The organism is Profundibacter sp., from assembly GCF_965277155.1.
GTDB lineage: Bacteria > Pseudomonadota > Alphaproteobacteria > Rhodobacterales > Rhodobacteraceae > Profundibacter.
Window position 1 is genome coordinate 23,640 of sequence record NZ_CBDIBV010000001.1, and the last position, 17,860, is coordinate 41,499.

17 protein-coding genes are annotated in these 17,860 nt (G+C 57.8%); 9 read left to right on the forward strand and 8 right to left on the reverse strand.

Features of this window, described 5'->3' with window-relative positions; translation table 11 throughout:
• The first annotated feature begins 30 nt into the window (after positions 1–30).
• Positions 31–1,212, forward strand: coding sequence for an O-succinylhomoserine sulfhydrylase (metZ, locus tag ACQY4M_RS00130; protein ID WP_428539591.1), 1,182 nt, complete (start codon positions 31–33; stop codon positions 1,210–1,212).
• Positions 1,213–1,297: 85 nt separating this feature from the next.
• Entirely contained in the window at positions 1,298–2,401 is a 1,104-nt protein-coding gene (gene folE2, locus ACQY4M_RS00135; RefSeq protein ID WP_428539280.1) for a GTP cyclohydrolase FolE2, read from the forward strand.
• A gap of 425 nt (positions 2,402–2,826) precedes the next feature.
• On the opposite strand, the gene ACQY4M_RS00140 is transcribed toward folE2, so the two are convergent.
• A complete protein-coding gene (locus ACQY4M_RS00140; protein ID WP_428539227.1) occupies positions 2,827–3,870 on the reverse strand; it encodes an IS5 family transposase in 1,044 nt (347 codons plus the stop codon).
• A gap of 351 nt (positions 3,871–4,221) precedes the next feature.
• On the opposite strand from ACQY4M_RS00140, the gene ACQY4M_RS00145 reads away from it, so the two are divergent.
• Positions 4,222–4,974, forward strand: a complete 753-nt coding sequence (locus ACQY4M_RS00145) for a thiamine pyrophosphate-binding protein (protein WP_428539283.1) — start codon at positions 4,222–4,224, stop codon at positions 4,972–4,974.
• 118 nt (positions 4,975–5,092) lie between these two features.
• Here ACQY4M_RS00145 and istB read toward each other — a convergent pair whose 3' ends face one another.
• Positions 5,093–5,824, reverse strand: a complete 732-nt coding sequence (istB, locus tag ACQY4M_RS00150; RefSeq protein ID WP_428539286.1) for an IS21-like element helper ATPase IstB — start codon at positions 5,822–5,824, stop codon at positions 5,093–5,095.
• Positions 5,821–7,320 carry an IS21 family transposase gene (istA, locus tag ACQY4M_RS00155; protein ID WP_428539289.1) on the reverse strand — a complete coding sequence of 500 codons (1,500 nt, stop codon included), beginning with the start codon at positions 7,318–7,320 and terminating at the stop codon, positions 5,821–5,823. Before istA ends, istB begins: the two co-directional genes overlap by 4 nt.
• A gap of 88 nt (positions 7,321–7,408) precedes the next feature.
• Here istA and ACQY4M_RS00160 point away from each other — a divergent pair, with 88 nt between their 5' ends.
• Complete coding sequence (locus ACQY4M_RS00160) at positions 7,409–8,293, forward strand: thiamine pyrophosphate-dependent enzyme (protein ID WP_428539292.1); 885 nt, start codon at positions 7,409–7,411, stop codon at positions 8,291–8,293.
• Positions 8,294–8,329: 36 nt separating this feature from the next.
• On the opposite strand, the gene ACQY4M_RS00165 is transcribed toward ACQY4M_RS00160, so the two are convergent.
• The 3 genes from ACQY4M_RS00165 to ACQY4M_RS00175 form a co-directional block, all read right to left on the reverse strand.
• Positions 8,330–8,965, reverse strand: coding sequence for a LysE family translocator (locus ACQY4M_RS00165; RefSeq protein WP_428539295.1), 636 nt, complete (start codon positions 8,963–8,965; stop codon positions 8,330–8,332).
• Between the two features lie 3 nt (positions 8,966–8,968).
• A complete protein-coding gene (locus ACQY4M_RS00170; protein ID WP_428539298.1) occupies positions 8,969–10,693 on the reverse strand; it encodes a trypsin-like peptidase domain-containing protein in 1,725 nt (574 codons plus the stop codon).
• 153 nt (positions 10,694–10,846) lie between these two features.
• Positions 10,847–11,890, reverse strand: a complete 1,044-nt coding sequence (locus ACQY4M_RS00175) for an IS5 family transposase (protein WP_428539263.1) — start codon at positions 11,888–11,890, stop codon at positions 10,847–10,849.
• A gap of 268 nt (positions 11,891–12,158) precedes the next feature.
• On the opposite strand from ACQY4M_RS00175, the gene ACQY4M_RS00180 reads away from it, so the two are divergent.
• From ACQY4M_RS00180 to ACQY4M_RS00195, 4 genes are all read left to right on the forward strand, one after another.
• On the forward strand, positions 12,159–13,568 hold the full coding sequence (locus tag ACQY4M_RS00180) for a pyridoxal phosphate-dependent decarboxylase family protein (RefSeq protein WP_428539301.1): 1,410 nt from the start codon (positions 12,159–12,161) through the stop codon (positions 13,566–13,568).
• Positions 13,569–13,644: 76 nt separating this feature from the next.
• A complete protein-coding gene (locus ACQY4M_RS00185) occupies positions 13,645–13,827 on the forward strand; it encodes a hypothetical protein (protein ID WP_428539304.1) in 183 nt (60 codons plus the stop codon).
• A gap of 64 nt (positions 13,828–13,891) precedes the next feature.
• Positions 13,892–15,024, forward strand: a protein-coding gene (locus ACQY4M_RS00190) for an IS3 family transposase (protein WP_428539245.1) whose coding sequence is annotated in 2 segments (ribosomal slippage) — positions 13,892–14,144 and positions 14,144–15,024 — 1,134 coding nt in all. Because the reading frame shifts where the segments join, the coding sequence is not laid out codon by codon here.
• Between the two features lie 101 nt (positions 15,025–15,125).
• Positions 15,126–15,293 carry a VOC family protein gene (locus ACQY4M_RS00195; protein ID WP_428539594.1) on the forward strand — a complete coding sequence of 56 codons (168 nt, stop codon included), beginning with the start codon at positions 15,126–15,128 and terminating at the stop codon, positions 15,291–15,293.
• Here ACQY4M_RS00195 and ACQY4M_RS00200 read toward each other — a convergent pair.
• Positions 15,281–15,958: a helix-turn-helix domain-containing protein gene (locus ACQY4M_RS00200; protein ID WP_428539307.1), complete on the reverse strand. Its 678-nt coding sequence runs from the start codon at positions 15,956–15,958 to the stop codon at positions 15,281–15,283. The two genes, ACQY4M_RS00195 and ACQY4M_RS00200, sit on opposite strands and share 13 nt — an antisense overlap.
• Before the next feature lie 27 nt (positions 15,959–15,985).
• Positions 15,986–16,444: a GatB/YqeY domain-containing protein gene (locus ACQY4M_RS00205; RefSeq protein WP_428539310.1), complete on the reverse strand. Its 459-nt coding sequence runs from the start codon at positions 16,442–16,444 to the stop codon at positions 15,986–15,988.
• 188 nt (positions 16,445–16,632) lie between these two features.
• Here ACQY4M_RS00205 and carA point away from each other — a divergent pair, with 188 nt between their 5' ends.
• Positions 16,633–17,799, forward strand: a complete 1,167-nt coding sequence (carA, locus tag ACQY4M_RS00210) for a glutamine-hydrolyzing carbamoyl-phosphate synthase small subunit (RefSeq protein WP_428539313.1) — start codon at positions 16,633–16,635, stop codon at positions 17,797–17,799.
• Positions 17,800–17,860: the final 61 nt, after the last annotated feature.

The window sequence follows — 17,860 nt, forward strand, 5'->3', positions numbered from 1 at the left end:
TGTGCCTGATGGCATGGATAAGGAGACGTGATGAGCAATGATTGGAACGCCCGCACCAAGCTGGTGCATTCGGGCAGCCGCCGCAGCCAGTATAACGAAGTATCCGAGGCGATATACCTGACGCAGGGGTTTGTTTACGACACCGCCGAGGACGCCGAGGCGCGGTTTATCGAAACAGGGCCGGATGAATTTATCTACGCCCGCTATGGCAACCCGACCGTGCGCATGTTCGAGGACCGGATCGCGGCCCTTGTGGGGGCCGAGGACGCCTTTGCCACCGCATCGGGCATGGCAGCGGTCAATGCGGCGCTGACCTGTGGATTGAAGGCGGGGGATCATGTGGTGGCGGCGCGGGCGCTGTTTGGCTCATGTCTGTATATCCTTGAGGATATTTTGGCCCGCTTCGGGGTTGAAGTGACGCTGGTGGATGGTCCTGATCTGGACGCATGGCGCGGGGCGTTGCGCAGTGATACCAGGCTGGTATTTTTCGAGAGCATTTCCAACCCGACGCTGGAACTGATTGATATCAAAGCGGTTTGTGATCTGGCCCATGCGGTTGGGGCGCTGGTTGTGGTGGACAATGTGTTCGCCACGCCGATCTTTTCCAATGCGTTCGATCTGGGCGCCGATGTGGTGGTTTATTCCACCACCAAACACATCGACGGGCAGGGGCGGTGCCTGGGCGGGGTGGTGCTGGGCAGCCGTGATTTTATCCGCGGTACGCTGGAGCCATATCTGAAACACACCGGTGGCTCGATGAGTCCGTTTAACGCCTGGGTGATGCTGAAGGGTATGGAAACGCTGGACCTGCGGTGCCGTGCGATGGCCGATAGTGCGATGCAGATTGCCAAGGCGGTGCAGGGCCACGAAAAACTGGCCCGCGCGATCCATCCGTTTCTGGACAGCCACCCGCAGGTGGATCTTGCCCGCCGGCAGATGAGCAAGGGCAGCACCATGTTGTCGCTGGACCTGAAGGGCGGGCAGGCGGCGGCGTTCAGTTTTTTGAATGCGCTGGAAATCATCATCATTTCCAACAATCTGGGCGATGCCAAAAGCATTGTCACCCATCCTGCAACCACGACCCATCAGCGCCTGCCGGACGCGCAAAAGGCCGAGTTGGGCATCACACCCGGTCTGGTGCGGATCAGCATCGGGCTTGAGGATGCGGATGACCTGCAGGCCGACATTCTGAAGGCGCTGATGGCGGCATAGGGCCGCGATGGGTCGGTAACATTTGGTTAATTGGGCCTGATCCATTACATTAACAGGGCGAACAGGAAACGATGAAGGAGTGGCCGTGAATATTCAGCCTCCCAAAGACAGTAATGATGCTGACCGGCAAAAGGCCGAACAGGCATTGGCGACCTTGCGCGACTGGGCCAAATCGGTCAGTGCGATCGAGGTGGCGCAACTGGATCCCGCCATCGCCCGTCTGTTGCCGGAAAACGAGGTGGCGAATTATCCGGCGCTGGCCCGCGCCTACCCCGAAGAATTTACCGTGGACGAGGCTTACAAAGCCTCGCTTCCCGATCTGCAGAACGGGCCCGAAAGCCTGATCAAAGGGGCCAAGCGGCATATCCAGCATGTGGGCATTTCCAATTTCCGCCTGCCGATCCGGTTCCATACCCGGGATGATGGCGATATCCGGCTGGAAACATCAGTCACTGGCACCGTCAGCCTTGAGGCGGGCAAGAAGGGGATCAATATGTCGCGCATCATGCGCACCTTTTATACCCACGCCGAAAAGACCTTTAGCTTTGATGTGATCGAGGCGGCCCTGAGCGATTACAAGGCCGATCTGGACAGCTTTGATGCGCGCATCCAGATGCGGTTTTCCTTTCCTGTGAAACTGCCCTCTTTGCGGTCGGGGCTTGAGGGATATCAATACTATGATATCGCGCTGGAGCTGGTCGAAAAGAAAGGCAAAATTGTCAAAATCATACATCTTGACTATGTCTACTCCTCCACTTGCCCCTGCTCTCTTGAACTATCCGAACATGCCCGCCAAACGCGGGGTCAGCTGGCCACGCCGCATTCGCAACGCTCGGTGGCGCGGATTTCGGTGCAGATGACGCCGGGTGCGAACTGTCTGTGGTTCGAGGATCTGATCGACATTTGCCGTGCAGCGGTGCCGACCGAAACACAAGTCATGGTCAAACGCGAGGACGAACAGGCCTTCGCCGAACTGAACGCGGCCAATCCGATTTTCGTCGAGGATGCGGCGCGGCTGTTTTTTGAAGGGCTGCAAAATGATCCCCGCATCGAGGATTTCCGCGTGATCGCCAGTCATCAGGAAAGCCTGCACAGCCATGATGCCGTGTCGATCGTGACCGAGGGCGATACGTTTGTCACCGACAGTCTGGATCCGAAACTGTTCAACACGCTGTTTCATGTGGGGTAGCCGATACCAGGGGTTTGTCCAAAAAGAACACCGGATTACATTTGCCAAAAGGAAAGAGATTTTGATTAAAACGATACTAATAGCCCTGACGGCGGTTTCTTTTGCCACCGGCGTCCTTGCCGGCTCTGGTGATGCTTTCATGGCAAAGGTTCAGGCACTGGGCCCTGACAGCCCGCCAACGGAAGTCATTCTGAAATCCTATCCGGCCGTTCCGCCGGAAAAGGTACAAATCGTTTTTGGTTACCCGTCGGATTGCGAGAATGGGAAAGATGTAGGGAACCTCTGTAAATTCCCGTTTTCGCCTTCTTCGCGGCGGGGTGGACGGTTTTTCGCCTGTCCCGCCTGATTGCTTCGGATCATAAACCCATTTTCACCGGTTTCAAGCCGGTTTTGGGTATTTCAGGCACACCTCACCCCATGAACCCTTATCCCGGCGCCGCCAGGCCGCATTCGAACTGGACGAAGCGCTTCATGTTGTAGACCAGGTTCATCATCCCGATGCGAAATCGCGCCCGCTTCAGGCCGATGGAGCGGATCAGCTTGCCGCCCATGGAGCGCTCCTGAAAAGCGAATACATGCTCGACCCGGACCCGCACTTTCGAGCGCCTCCGGTTGGCCTTTTGCTGGCGCTCGCCAAGCGGCTTGCCGCGCCTGCCCTTGTGATGGATATGGCTGTGAAGCCCCCGCTCTTCCAGCTCGCTTTCGATCTTTTGCGAGCGATAGGCGCTGTCGGCCCACAGGTCCGATGAGGTGTTGCTCGCATCAATCAGACCGGCAAGCGCCTGGCTGTCATGCACGGCGGCATCGGTGACATCATAAGCGCGGATGAATTTGTGCCGCCGGTCGACATTGATGTGGTTCTTGTAGCCGTAATAGCTCTTGCCGTGCTTCTTCGTCCAGCGCGCATCCACGTCCTTCTGGCGCTTCTTGTGGGGTTTTTCCTCCCACTCTTCAGGCGTTTCGCCCGCCTTGATTTTCTCGTTCTCGTCCCTTTTGTTGTGCTGGCGCGGCGCCGGAACGATGCTCGCATCAACAATCTGCCCGCCCATCGCCAGATAGCCCTTTTCGCGCAGAAAGGCATCGAACTTGTCAAACAGCTCCTTCATCTTCCCGGCCCCGGCCAGCCTTTCACGGTAGGCCCAGATGGTCTTGGCGTCAGGTACGCTGTCTTCAATGCCAAGGCCGAGAAACCGCATGAACGACAGGCGGTCGCGGATCTGATACTCGATCTGATCGTCAGAGAGGTTGTAGAGCTGCTGCAAAACCATCGTCTTGAATATCAGCACCTCATCCCAAGGCGGGCGGCCAGCGTTGGATTTGCGCTGTTCGGGCGGCGTGCGCCATATGGCCTTCAGCTCGTCCCGGTAATCCTCGAACGGCACCATGTCGTTGAGCAACACCAGCGGATCACCAGATTTGTCCAGTCCCGCGTATCGGCTGGAAAGATCAAAAAATCCCATCTGACCCATGACAAAACCCCGTCGGTCGAATCATTTTCATCCTGATGACGATTCTACCCCGTCAGGCCGGATTTTGGGGGATTTTTAGAGGTTCCCTGTAGGTATTCTGACCGGCTGGGGCAGCAAAGACCAAAGCAACAAAGAAATATTGATGGATTTCCAGCAGCGGGCGGGGAAACACGGGGCCAATGTGGTTGCGTTTGAGCCTGGCGTCACAAGCATCGAGGATATGAATAACGTTTTGCGCCAGAATACAATGTATACATTGATGCGATGTGATTGACCGAAATTTGGTTGACAGGTCCTCGTCCCAAGTCCAACCGTAAGCGGTGAGAAACAGACGCAAGGCGAGGCTGGCAGATGACAAAACGACCACTGGGCGCGAATATTTCCCACATGCTAAAGGCGCGCGGGGTTGATGTGATTTTCGGCATTCCCGGGGTGCATAATATTGAACTGTATCGCGGCATTGAAGAGGCGGGGATCACCCATGTTCTGCCGCGTCACGAACAGGGGGCGGGGTTTATGGCCGATGGCTATGCCCGCGCCACAGGCAAGCCGGGGGTGGCCTATGTGATCACCGGTCCGGGCCTGTGCAACATCATGACGGCGATGGGCCAGGCCTATTCGGATTCGGTGCCGATGCTGGTGGTGTCGTCCTGCCTGGAAACCAAAGACCGCCATATCGGGCGGGGCCGCCTGCATGAAATGCGCGATCAGGAGGGGGCGGCGGCCACGGTTTGTGACTGGTCCGTCACAGCGCCCGATGCGCCTGCGGCTTACCGGTTGATAGATGCGGCCTTTGCCGAATTTTCTGCCAGTCGCGCCCGTCCGAAACACATTCAGGTGCCGATTGATGTGCTGGGCAGCCCTGCCGATCCCGCGCCAGATCAACCCATTGCCCCCGCCAAACCCGTTGCCCGCCCCGAGGATGTGGCGGCGGCGGCGGAATGGTTGCTGGGGGCACGGCGGCCGCTGTTCATCTTTGGCGGGGGGGCAGCACTGGGGTTCGAGGCCGCGCGCAAGCTGGTGCGTCTGACGCGCGCTGCCACCATGTGCACATTTGCGGGGCGGGGCATCATCGCGCCGGATTACCCGCTGAACTGTCAATGAGCATTTAAAACTGACCCGGTTTCGGCATTTAAATTTGCCCCCCCCTTTGTGGCGCAAAGCCCCCAGTCGGGCCGCCTTCATGTAGCGAGTCCGTCTGGGGGCTTTGCTTGCGGAACGGCTAGTTTTTTCTACGGCGTTTACTCTGGGCGAACCGGTATGAGGTATTGCCGGTTTCGATGATGTTGCAGTGATGAGTGACGCGATCCAGAAGGGCGGTTGTCATCTTGGCATCCCCGAAGACCGAGACCCATTCACCGAACTCAAGGTTGGTTGTGATGATGATGCTGGTCTTCTCGTAGAGCTTGCTGATCAGATTGAAGAGCAACGCGCCACCGGATTTGGGAAACGGGATGTAGCCCAGCTCGTCGATGATGACGCAGTCCAAAGCCGAGAGCTGCCGGATGATCTTCCCTGCATTGCCGTCGGCCTGTTCCTTGATCAGGGCGTTGATCAGATCGACGGCGTTGAAGAAGCGCGCCTTCTTGCCGTTGTTGATCAGCGTCGTTCCCAGCGCGATGGCGATGTGGGTTTTGCCCGTGCCGGTTCCGCCCACCAGGATGAGGTTATGGGCCTCCTCTGTGAACTGGCCGGTGCAGAATGGTTCGATCTGGGCCTGGGTGAGGGCGGCGGCGCTGTAATCGAAGGTGGCGAAGTCCTTGTGATGGGGGAACTTCGCAACCCTCATTTGATACTGGATGGAGCGCACCCGGCGCTCTACAGTCTCGGCGTCGATCAGTTGCCTTATCGCTGTGGTCAGACTTGGCGGCTTGCGCGCGGACAGCAGATCATGGGCGCAAGCTGCCATTCCATGCAACCTGAGGGCTGTCAGTTGGTCGATCAAGGCATTCATACGGCAACCTCCTCAGCCGAGCACAGGGTCTCATAGCGTTTGCAATCGGCTTCGGGCCGCAAGGTCAGCTGCGGATAAGCGCAGGCATCGCTGAGCGGTGTGATGACCGGTTCCACCAACTGGTTGATCAGATTGATGATGGCGGGCAGCCGCAGGGTGTTTTGTGCCACCGCCAGATTGCAGGCCGTCTCGACCACCTCGATCCCGTGATCCTGTGCCAGCAGGAGCAGGTCGACGAACTCCCGATCCCCGCCTTTACCAGCCATGTAATGTTCCCTGATCCGATGCATGGCCTCGGGCAGTTCCCAGCCCACAAAGGGGGCGCCATTGCGCAGGGCACCAGGCTTGCGGTCCAGCAGGGGAACGTAATGCCAGGGCTCGAAATAGCTGATATTGCGGGTAAAATGACGCCTGTGCTCGGCAATCACATCCTGACCGGAGACCACCACGATCCGGCCGGCATAGGCGCGTAGCGACACATGATGCCCGGCAAAGCGGGAGGGCACGCTGTAGCGATTGCTGGCATATTGAACCAGGCAGGTGGAGCGGACACGGACGGTCTTTTCCACGTAGCCGTCGAAGGCCCGACCCAGGGGGCGCAGTTCGGCGCGCTCGTCTTCGAACACTTCGGTAATCGTGCGATCCTGCTGCTCGGGATGGGGACGCTCTGCCAGATCTTCGCAACGCAGACGCAGCCACGCGTTCAGCGCCTCGAGATCATCAAAGGCCGGTTCGGGAACGAACAACCGGCCCCGCAAGAACTGGACCTGGTTCTCGACCTGTCCCTTCTCCCAGCCCGCAGCGGGCGTGCAGGCCACCGGCTCCATCACATAGTGGTTCATCAAGGCCAGGAACCGGGGATGGAATATCCGCTCCTTCGAGCGCGAAACGTAGGTCACCATGGTCTTGGGGTTGTCGATGATCACCCTGCGCGGAACGCCTCCGTAAAAGGACAGCGCCTGCACGAAAGCATCCAGCACCATCTCCTGGGCTTCACCGGGATAGGCAATCACGAAAGGCTTGCGGCTGTGACACAGGCGGAAATGAGCGACCTTCACCTTCTGCTCGACACCACCCAGTACGACCCGTTCTTCGCTCCAGTCAAATTGCAGCGCGTCACCCGCCGCAAAATGCAGCGGGATAAACGCATCTCCCGAACAGGCCCCGGCGCGCTTCAACTCACGAACAAAACGCTGAACCGGCGAATAGGACCCGGTATAGCCCTCTGCCACAAGCTGCTCGTATAGCTTCTGGGCCGTCCGCCGCTCCCGGCGTGGTCGCCTCGAGTCCTGATCAAACAGTTCCTGCAGCCGAAGATCAAACCCATTGCACAGTTTGTGCCGAACTGGCGGCGCATGGCGCTGGTAGCTCGGCGGATTCTCGTCCTTCAAATACTTCTTGATCGTGTTCCGCGACAGTCCCGTCGCCCGCGCCACAGACCGGATGCTGCGCCCTTCAACCAGCACCCAGCGCCGGATCTTCGATACGCTTTCCATCAATATCACCTGCTCTTTCCTCCGCACAATTTTGCGCGGATGTTAACGAAACAGGTGGGTCAATTTTACTCGCTCATAACCCACCCAAGTGGGTCAGTTTTGCACGCCGATTCACACGCTGAACTATGGCCCCTGTCTGGCGCGGGGGGATAGTGCGGCAGAACTTGCCAAGGCCGATCTGGTGCTGTGCATCGGCACGGAACTGTCGGAAACCGATATCTGGCGCGATAATCTGGGCTATGACGCGCCGATGATCCGGGTTGATATTGATGCCCATTCGCTGGCCGATGACCATGTGGCGGATCTGCCGATCATGGGGGATGCGGCGGTGTTCCTGTCGGATCTGTGCGATCTGGTCGAGGGGCACAATGTCACCAGCGACTGGATGGCAAAAGAGGTGGCCGATGCAAAAGCCGCGTTTCACGCCGAAACCGATGCCGCGCGTCAGGGGATTGCACCGATCTGTGCGGCGATGGAGCAGGTTTTGCCCAAGGGCACGCTGATCTATTCGGACATGACGCAATTTGCCTATGTCTCCAAGGAGCTATACCCGCTGGACCGGCCCAACCTGTGGCATCACCCTTACGGGTTTGGCACGCTGGGCTATGCGCTGCCCGCAGCCATCGGTGGCAAGATCGGCAAACCGGGCACGCCAGTGGTGGCGATTGCGGGGGATTACGGGTTTCATTATACCATGCAGGAATTGGGCGTGGCGGTGGAACTGGGGTTAAGCCTGCCGATTATCCTGTGGGACAACGGCAAGCTGAAGGAAATCGAGGATAGCATGATCCGCAGCCAGATCGCGCCAAATGCGGTTGTGGCGCGGAATCCCGATTTTTGTGCTTTGGCGCGGGCGTTCGGGGCCGAAGCAGAGGAGCCGGCAACGCCTGAAGAGTTTAAGCAGGTTTTGCAGGCGGCGTTGAAGGCAAAGGGGCCAACGTTGATCCATGTGACGCCGGACTGTTTTCTTTGAAAGAAAACAGGCGAAATCTTTTAAAGATTTCGGGGGCTAGCGTTGCTCCATGGCCAGTCGCAGGCCAAGTGCAACAAGGATTGCCCCAAGGCTGCGATCCAGCCACAGCCCGAATTTGGGGGATGAACGCAGCTTGTTCGTCAGCCGTTCGCCTGCCAGTATCAGTGGCGGTTCAATAAAGGCGGCAACCACGATGATTAAGCTGCCATGCAGGAACAGTTGCGCCCAGACAGGGCCAGCGCCCTGAACCACGAATTGCGGCAGGAAGGCCAGAAAGAAAATTGCGACCTTGGGGTTTAGCAATGCCACAACCACGCCTTGGCGGTAAATCGGCATCAGTTTTGTGCTGCTTTTGATCCCTTCGGCAATGAACCCGCTACCATCCGAGCGCAGCGCCTGAATGCCAAGCCAGATCAGATAGCCCGCGCCGACCCATTTCACCACTGAAAATGCCACAGCCGAGGTCGCGAGAATGGCCGACAATCCCGCCGCTGCCATCAGGACATGGCCAAAGGCACCGGTCCAGATGCCTGCCATTGCGGCAAAGCCGGTTTTTCGCCCACCACGCACGGTTTGCCCCAGTATAAAGGCAATGTCGAGGCCGGGCGCCAGATTAAGAACCACGGCAGCGGTCAGAAAGCCGGTCCAATGCAATAAGGTGTAATCGAACATGGCCTAGTTCCAGCAGCTGACCAGCACCGTCATATCGGTGCCAAGAATTGTCAGATCCTCGGGCGATATCGTTCCGGCGGGTTGCGAGGCGGAAATGGTCACACCGTTTTCCGCCAGAACTTTGCCCATTGCCTGTGCGCTGATGGCAAAGCTGACTTCGTCAGGCAGGCGTTGACCATTGGCCTGCACCTTGGGCAATAGCATACCCAACACGCTGCCGCTCATATCCAGAACCGGCCCGCCAACATCGCCATCCTGTGCATAAAGCGCAAGGCGGCGCAGTTCCTTTTCGCCGCGCAGGCCCCGAATGTCGGCCAATGTACCAAAGGTCATTGTGGCGGCACCAAGTGCGCCCTCGTAGGGGTAACCGGCCACGGCAACTTCGGATTTGATGCGTGGGATGGCGGTGCGGAAATTGGCGAATGTATCGGGCGATAGATTTTCGTTCGGGGTTAGCAGGGCAACGCCCAGCCCTTCGTCAATAAAGGAAACCGTGGCATCATATGTATCGTCCAGCGAGATGCGTTTGCAGTTTTCCACGGCATCGGATGTGGTCAGCACCCGCCCGCTGGCGTCCACATAAAACCCGGATCGCGACAGGGTGGGTTTGCGAATTTCCAGCCCTGCCAGCAGGTCGATCCGCTGGTCCTCGTCCGGTTGGTCCATCACATCATCCAGCGCAACATCACCAAAGGGGGCAAAGCTGGCCTTCATTTCATCAATCACCCGTTTGCGGCGTTTTTCATCGCCGGTGGGCCAGACCACAGTAAACCCTTTGATCATCCCGTTTTTCTGGGCGGCATAGGTATAGGATATGATGCTGTCATTCATGCCGGTCAGTTCGAAACTGTTCTTGCCACGTTCACGCGGGCCTTCGGTGGGCACGATTTCAAGGGTCTGCATGATGTCATACAACCCGTAAAGTGATGCCTGATCGCCGTATTGCGAGATCAGCAAGACCCGCACACCGCTGTCCCCTTTGGAATTGTAATGCGCGAAAGGCGGCTCGTATTTGGCGAATTCGACCAAAGCGGTTGGCATGTTGATTTCGATTCCTGCCGTATCGTCCCGCACGGGGGCCATGCCGATTCCGGCCAGAACGGCGTTGTAATTATCTATCAGTTCGTTGCGCTGCAGGGTGGTCAGAACACCTGTTACTTCATACCCCATCGCCTCTTGATAGGCTGCCATAGAACGGCGGGTGCCTTTGCCAAACAAGCCGTCAATGGCAGAATTATAGAACCCTTCCCATTGCAGGGCGGTTTGCAGCAGTTTGTGCTCGTCCCTTGTCAGCAAGGCTTCGGACCGGCGTGCCTGACGCGGGGTTTCATCGGCGGGGGGCGGAGGAGTAACAACAACCGGCGCATCGGCCACAACATCAGGTGTTTGCGGTTGGGCTGGGGGTTGGTTCAGGGTGTTGGCCCCGATTGGCCAGAATTGCTGCCAGTAGGATCGCCCGTCTGAAATAAAACTGTCGTGCGGGATCAGGTTTTCACGTTTCAGCGTTTCCAGCGTCGAAATCGCGCCCTCTGGCGTATATGGCCCCAGCGCAATGGCATACCAGCCGCGCCCGACGGAAAAGCCGCTGACATTGTCAAACACGCCGGCATAGGCGCGGGCGCGGTCCTGGCCTTCGCGCAGGCTGGGTTGGGCTTCGATCTGGACCCAGGCGGATTGCTGGGCGTTGGCCACACCGGATAATGCGGTGAAAATTGTGAAAATTACCAATAGGGAACCTCTGTAAATTCCCGTTTTCGCCTTCTTCGCGGCGGGGTGGACGGTTTTTCGCCTGTCCCGCCTGATTGCTTCGGATCATAAACCCATTTTCACCGGTTTCAAGCCGGTTTTGGGTATTTCAGGCACACCTCACCCCATGAACCCTTATCCCGGCGCCGCCAGGCCGCATTCGAACTGGACGAAGCGCTTCATGTTGTAGACCAGGTTCATCATCCCGATGCGAAATCGCGCCCGCTTCAGGCCGATGGAGCGGATCAGCTTGCCGCCCATGGAGCGCTCCTGAAAAGCGAATACATGCTCGACCCGGACCCGCACTTTCGAGCGCCTCCGGTTGGCCTTTTGCTGGCGCTCGCCAAGCGGCTTGCCGCGCCTGCCCTTGTGATGGATATGGCTGTGAAGCCCCCGCTCTTCCAGCTCGCTTTCGATCTTTTGCGAGCGATAGGCGCTGTCGGCCCACAGGTCCGATGAGGTGTTGCTCGCATCAATCAGACCGGCAAGCGCCTGGCTGTCATGCACGGCGGCATCGGTGACATCATAAGCGCGGATGAATTTGTGCCGCCGGTCGACATTGATGTGGTTCTTGTAGCCGTAATAGCTCTTGCCGTGCTTCTTCGTCCAGCGCGCATCCACGTCCTTCTGGCGCTTCTTGTGGGGTTTTTCCTCCCACTCTTCAGGCGTTTCGCCCGCCTTGATTTTCTCGTTCTCGTCCCTTTTGTTGTGCTGGCGCGGCGCCGGAACGATGCTCGCATCAACAATCTGCCCGCCCATCGCCAGATAGCCCTTTTCGCGCAGAAAGGCATCGAACTTGTCAAACAGCTCCTTCATCTTCCCGGCCCCGGCCAGCCTTTCACGGTAGGCCCAGATGGTCTTGGCGTCAGGTACGCTGTCTTCAATGCCAAGGCCGAGAAACCGCATGAACGACAGGCGGTCGCGGATCTGATACTCGATCTGATCGTCAGAGAGGTTGTAGAGCTGCTGCAAAACCATCGTCTTGAATATCAGCACCTCATCCCAAGGCGGGCGGCCAGCGTTGGATTTGCGCTGTTCGGGCGGCGTGCGCCATATGGCCTTCAGCTCGTCCCGGTAATCCTCGAACGGCACCATGTCGTTGAGCAACACCAGCGGATCACCAGATTTGTCCAGTCCCGCGTATCGGCTGGAAAGATCAAAAAATCCCATATGACCCATGACAAAACCCCGTCGGTCGAATCATTTTCATCCTGATGACGATTCTACCCCGTCAGGCCGGATTTTGGGGGATTTTTAGAGGTTCCCAATACAAAAAACTGTCTCATATTCCCCCTTGGTCGCACGGGTTTAGAAAATGTGCGATTCATTTCCTTTTCATTAGCGGGAACAGTTCTGTTTTGCACCCCAAAATTGCGTGAATTTACAGGGCATCTGTTTCTTGTGGTGTTAAAACCATGCTAGCAGTGGGCAACCATAGGACGCCGCAATGACTGATACGCTTGACCCTGAAAACTGGACACAAACCCGCGCCGCCGCGCACCGGATGCTGGATGCGGCACTGGACAAGATAGAGCATGCCACCGAGGGGCCGGTCTGGCAGCCCTTGCCCGATGACTTGAAACAGGCGTTGCAAGCGCCCTTGCCACAGCAGGGCGCGGGGGTGGCGGCGATGCAGGCCCGCGCCCAAACCCTGTTGCCTTATGGGGTGGGCAACACCCATCCGCGGTTCTTTGGCTGGGTGCACGGGGCAGGGGCGGCCAGCGGGTTGATTGCCGAGATCGCTGCCAGCGCAATGAACGCCAATCTGGGCGGGCGGGATCACGGGGCGATCTATGTTGAAAAGCAGGTGGTGGACTGGGTGCGGCAGATGTTCGGCTTTCCCGATGTGGCCAGCGGTTTGGTGGTGTCCGGCACATCGATGGCCACCATCATTGCGCTAAAGGTGGCGCGGGAAAATGCGCTGGGGTTGGCGACCCGCAGCGATGGCGTGGGCGCGCACCGGCTGGTTGGCTATGCCTCTTCGCAGGCGCATAATTGCGTAGCGCGGGCGTTTGATTTGCTGGGGCTTGGGGCAGGGGCCTTGCGTTCGGTTCCGGTTAATGCGGCCTATGAAATGGACCAGTCTGCGCTGGCCGAAATGATCGCGCAGGATCGTGCCAAGGGGATGCAGCCGTTCTTGGTGGTTGGCACGGCGGGCAGTGTCAATGTGGGGGCGTTTGACGATCTGGAGGCGCTGGCCGATCTGGCCACCAAGCAGGATATGTGGCTGCACGTTGACGGGGCCTTCGGCGCGGCGGGGGTGTTGTCGGAAACTTTGCGGCCCCGTTTGAAAGGGGTCGAGCGGGCGGATTCGCTGGCGTTTGATTTCCACAAATGGCTGCATGTGAATTATGACGCGGGGTTTGTGATGGTGCGGGACGGGGCTGCGCATCTGGCCACCTTTTCCAGCCGTCCCGATTACCTGCAAGCCGCAGGGCGCGGCCTTGCGGCGGGCAACCCGTGGCCGGTGGAATACGGCCCGGAGCTGTCGCGTGGGTTTCGGGCGTTGAAAATCTGGGCGCAACTGGTGGAGCATGGCACTGACAAGCTGGGCGCGATGATCAGCAAGAACTGCGCACAGGCGCGATATCTGGCGCGGCTGGTGCAGGACCAACCCGCATTAACCCTGTTGGCGCCGGTCGCCAGCAGTATCGTGTGTCTTCGATACGGAGATAGCGATGTGGTGAACGGGGAAATCGTGATGCGGTTGCAGGAAAGCGGCATCGCCGCGCCCTCGGTCACAACGCTGGACGGGAAAACGGCGATCCGTGTGAACATCACCAACCACCGCACCCGCAATTGCGATCTGGATCTATTGGTGGATGAAGTGGTTCGGCTGGGTAAATCCCTGACCTAAACCGCTGTCGCAAATCTTCAAGATTTTTGCGTGCGGGGCGGCTAAGGTCGGGCAAACACAAACCGGAGCCAGTATCATGATTTTCCGCTACACCATCCTATATGTTCAAGATGTCAAAGCCACCCTTGATTTTTTCAACGCCGCCTTTGGTCTTAAAACCGCCTTTCTGCACGAAAGCGGCGATTACGGCGAATTGGACACGGGGCAAACCAAACTGGCCGTGTCGTCAATTGAACTGATGCAGCAACTGGGCAAATAGAGGTGGTCGCGGAAATTCGGACCAGTTGTTAAGGTGGATCGACTTATGAGAAAGACGATTCAAAATGACGAAACGAAAGAACCATTCTCCCGAATTCAAAGCCCGCGTTGCGCTTGAAGCAATCCGCGAGGAAATGACGATGGCGGAGCTGTCGAAGAAGTATGGTGTGCATCCAACCCAGATTGGCACATGGAAACGAGCAGCGATTGAAAACATGGCCACGGCATTTTCCAGACGGGGCCGTGATCCTGATCGGGTTGATGAAGCCCAGATTGAGAAGCTGCACTCCAAGATTGGTCAGCTGGTCGTGGAACGGGATTTTTTAGCCAACGCCTCGCAACAGTTGCTCGGGAAGCGAGGCAAAAAATGGTGAGCCGTGAGCATGATCTGAGTGTGCGACGACAATGCGGGCTACTTTCTCTGGCGCGCTCGAACCTGTATTACCAGCCAAAAGGCGAAAGTGCTGAAAATTTGCGGTTCATGACAATAATCGACAAGCAATTCTTGCAGACGCCGTGGTATGGATCACGGCAAATGGCCCGGCACATGCAGCGCCAAGGTTACAAGTGTGGTCGCCACAGGGTCCGCCGTTTGATGCGGCTGATGCGGTTGGTTCCGATCTACCAGACGCCCAACACGAGCAAGAAACATCCGCAGCATAAGATCTACCCGTATCTGCTGCGAGACCTGACGATTGATCGTCCAAACCATGTGTGGTGCGTAGATATCACCTACATTCCGATGCAGCGCGGGTTCCTCTATTTGGTCGCGATCATGGACTGGCACAGCCGCAAGGTTTTGAGCTGGAGATTGTCAAACAGCATGGAGGCAGATTTTTGCGTTGAAGCCCTGAAAGAGGCTATGGCCAAATACGGCAAGCCCGATATCATGAACAGCGACCAGGGCAGCCAGTTCACCGGGTTTGAATGGACGCAGGCGCTGAAAGAAGCCGACGTGAAAATCTCGATGGATGGCAAAGGTCGCTGGGTCGATAACCGGATGATCGAGCGGCTTTGGCGATCCTTGAAATACGAATGCATTTACCTCAACGCATTTGAAACGGGTTCGCAGACCCGCGCCGGGATCGGGAAATGGTTGGCTTACTACAACACCGAGCGCCCGCATTCCACCCACGGAATATTGACCCCGGATGAAGCCTATGACAGAAAAACAAAACCAATGAGTTTGGCAGCCTAAATGAAACCCTGATCCATCTTAAACTGGCTGCTGACTGGTCAAAAAAGTGGGACCACCTCTAATCACCGGCGAGCGAACCCATCACCAATCCGTCTTTCGAGATTGCCTTTGAAACAGATGATGTTGCGGGGGCCTTGGCAAAGGCGGTGCAGGCCGGGGCCGAGCAGGTGCAAGAGGTTCAGGAAATGCCGTGGGGCCAGACCACCGCCTATGTGCGCCTGCCCGAAGGGATACTGGTTGAAATCTGCACCGCCGTTCAGGCGCCGTAGCCGGCCACGAAATTCCGTGTCACCCACCCCGCATCGGCGCGTATCCTGTGGGGGGTGGTGCCAAACCAGCGGCGAAACTCGCGCGTCATATGCGCCTGATCGGCATAGCCCGAGTCACAGGCCAGATCGGCCAACGCCTCCGCGTGGCCCAACCGTGCAACCGCTTGTCGTGCGCGGGCCAGCCGCAGCCAGAACACCGGCGCTTGCCCCGTTTCACGTTTCAGCAGACGTTGCAGGCTGCGCAGGCGCACACCTAACATGGCCGCTGCATCGCCAACTGATGTGACGCCCGAGGCTAGACAGGCCAGCGCCTCAACAACTTGCGGCAGCGGGGTTGCGTAATCATGCAGGCGGGCGCTGATGGATACATCGTCCAGCCCGTCCTCCAGACTGGCCAGCAATCCGTCCACGTCAACCTGCACCCCGGGGTGCAGGCGAAATCCGTTGAAATGATCGCCCGCACTGACAGGCACCTGATCGCATCCCGTGGCCAGATCGGTGACAAAACATTGCGGACGCACACCTTTGCCGCGCCAGATGATCAGATCACGGCAGCCATCAGGCAGCACCGTAGTGATATCCCTTTGGATCGCGTCAAATTCCCAGTGTTCCAGAAGGACTGGCGGTTGCGCAAAATCGCCGTAGGGTTTGCCGACAAATGTCATAGACAAACCATACAGGTGTTTTTGTGGCTATCCCAGCAAATCCTTGACCATCGGTCCGACCTTGCCAAAATCCATCCGGCCCATGTAATTGGCTTTCAGCTCGCCCATCACCTTGCCCATGTCGCGGATTGATTCTGCACCCACCTTGGCAATCGCGGCTTTTACCGCCTCGGCTGCCTCGTCTTCGCTTAGCTGTTTGGGTAGGAAATCCTCGATGATCTTGATCTCGGACAATTCCTTTTCGGCCAGTTCCAGCCGCGCACCTTCCTCATAGACCTTGGCGCTTTCGTGGCGTTGTTTGACCATTTTCCCAAGGATCGCAAGCACTTCGTCATTGGTTGCGCCATCATCGTTGCCATCGCCACGCAGGGCAATGTCCCGATCCTTGATCGCCGCATTGATCAGGCGCAAGGTGGACAGGCGTTCGGTGTCTTTGGCGCGCATCGCTTCTTTCAATGCGTCCGCTATTCTATGTCGTAGGTCCATTCGGTTTCCTCATCCCCTAGGTGCCGAAAATATCAAGACCACCAGATTAACCCGACAGCCCAGCCATGACAACCGCGCATCACAATGCTAAGGCGTTGTTTTTGAACAATAAGTCAAATTTCCTTTCCGCTTGACCGCAATTGCGCCCCGCCATAGGTTCCGCTAGATTTGTGCAAAGGAGTCGCCCCATGCCTGCCGCAGCCAGTAAAATTGACACCCCCAAACCCACCGCCTGCCTTGCACTGGCCGATGGCACATTGTTTTACGGCACAGGGTTCGGCGCGACCGGTGATTGCGAGGCCGAGCTGTGCTTCAACACTGCGATGACCGGCTATCAGGAAATCATGACCGACCCGTCCTATGCGGGCCAGATTGTGACCTTTACCTTCCCGCATATCGGCAACACCGGCATTACGCCGGAAGATGACGAAACCGTCGATCCGGTGGCCGAGGGCATTGTCGTAAAATGGGACCCGACCGAGCCGTCGAACTGGCGTGCCACGGGGGATTTGCGCGGTTGGATGGAAAAGCGCGGACGCATCGGGATCGGGGGGTTGGACACCCGCCGCCTGACCCGCGCGATCCGGCAGCAGGGCGCGCCGCATGTGGCGATCTCGCATGATCCGGATGGGAATTTCGACATCGAAGCACTGGTGGCCAAAGCGCGGGCATTTGCCGGACTTGAGGGGCTTGATCTGGCCAAAACCGTGACCTGTGCACAGTCCTATACATGGGACGAAATGCGCTGGGCATGGCCGGATGGTTACCCCAAAAGGACCGGCAAGGGGCACAAGGTTGTGGCCGTGGATTTCGGCGCGAAACGCAACATCCTGCGCTCGCTGGCCTCGGCCGGTTGCGATGTGGTCGTCTTGCCCGCCACCGCCACCGCCGAAGAGGTGTTGGCTCACAACCCTGAAGGTGTGTTCCTGTCAAACGGCCCCGGTGATCCGGCCGCGACCGGCAAATATGCCGTGCCGATGATCAAGGGTATTCTGGCCGCGGACATTCCGGTTTTCGGGATTTGTCTGGGGCACCAGATGCTGGCGCTGGCACTGGGGGCCAATACGATCAAAATGAACCACGGCCACCATGGCGCGAACCATCCGGTCAAGGACAAGGACACCGGCAAGGTCGAGATTACATCGATGAACCACGGCTTTACGGTGGATGCGCAAACCCTGCCGGATGGTGTGGTGGAAACCCATATTTCCCTGTTTGACGGCTCAAACTGCGGCATCCGTATGGTGGATCGTCCGGTGTTTTCGGTGCAATACCACCCCGAAGCCAGCCCCGGACCGATGGACAGTTACTATTTATTCGAGCGGTTTGTTGACGCAATGGCGACAAACTCCTGAAAAAACAGTTAAGTTAACCGCCTGTTAACTAAGATTGCCGGATGGTGACACAAATTAACTT

What these genes read in the sequence shown, in the direction of transcription:
- istA (WP_428539289.1), bottom strand. Translation starts at nt 7,320, where the DNA reads ATGGAAAGCGTATCGAAGATCCGGCGCTGGGTGCTGGTTGAAGGGCGC.
- ACQY4M_RS00165 (WP_428539295.1), bottom strand. Translation starts at nt 8,965, where the DNA reads ATGTTCGATTACACCTTATTGCATTGGACCGGCTTTCTGACCGCTGCC.
- ACQY4M_RS00175 (WP_428539263.1), bottom strand. Translation starts at nt 11,890, where the DNA reads ATGGGTCATATGGGATTTTTTGATCTTTCCAGCCGATACGCGGGACTG.
- ACQY4M_RS00140 (WP_428539227.1), bottom strand. Translation starts at nt 3,870, where the DNA reads ATGGGTCAGATGGGATTTTTTGATCTTTCCAGCCGATACGCGGGACTG.
- carA (WP_428539313.1), top strand. Translation starts at nt 16,633, where the DNA reads ATGCCTGCCGCAGCCAGTAAAATTGACACCCCCAAACCCACCGCCTGC.
- ACQY4M_RS00180 (WP_428539301.1), top strand. Translation starts at nt 12,159, where the DNA reads ATGACTGATACGCTTGACCCTGAAAACTGGACACAAACCCGCGCCGCC.
- ACQY4M_RS00200 (WP_428539307.1), bottom strand. Translation starts at nt 15,958, where the DNA reads ATGACATTTGTCGGCAAACCCTACGGCGATTTTGCGCAACCGCCAGTC.
- ACQY4M_RS00185 (WP_428539304.1), top strand. Translation starts at nt 13,645, where the DNA reads ATGATTTTCCGCTACACCATCCTATATGTTCAAGATGTCAAAGCCACC.
- metZ (WP_428539591.1), top strand. Translation starts at nt 31, where the DNA reads ATGAGCAATGATTGGAACGCCCGCACCAAGCTGGTGCATTCGGGCAGC.
- ACQY4M_RS00145 (WP_428539283.1), top strand. Translation starts at nt 4,222, where the DNA reads ATGACAAAACGACCACTGGGCGCGAATATTTCCCACATGCTAAAGGCG.
- istB (WP_428539286.1), bottom strand. Translation starts at nt 5,824, where the DNA reads ATGAATGCCTTGATCGACCAACTGACAGCCCTCAGGTTGCATGGAATG.
- ACQY4M_RS00205 (WP_428539310.1), bottom strand. Translation starts at nt 16,444, where the DNA reads ATGGACCTACGACATAGAATAGCGGACGCATTGAAAGAAGCGATGCGC.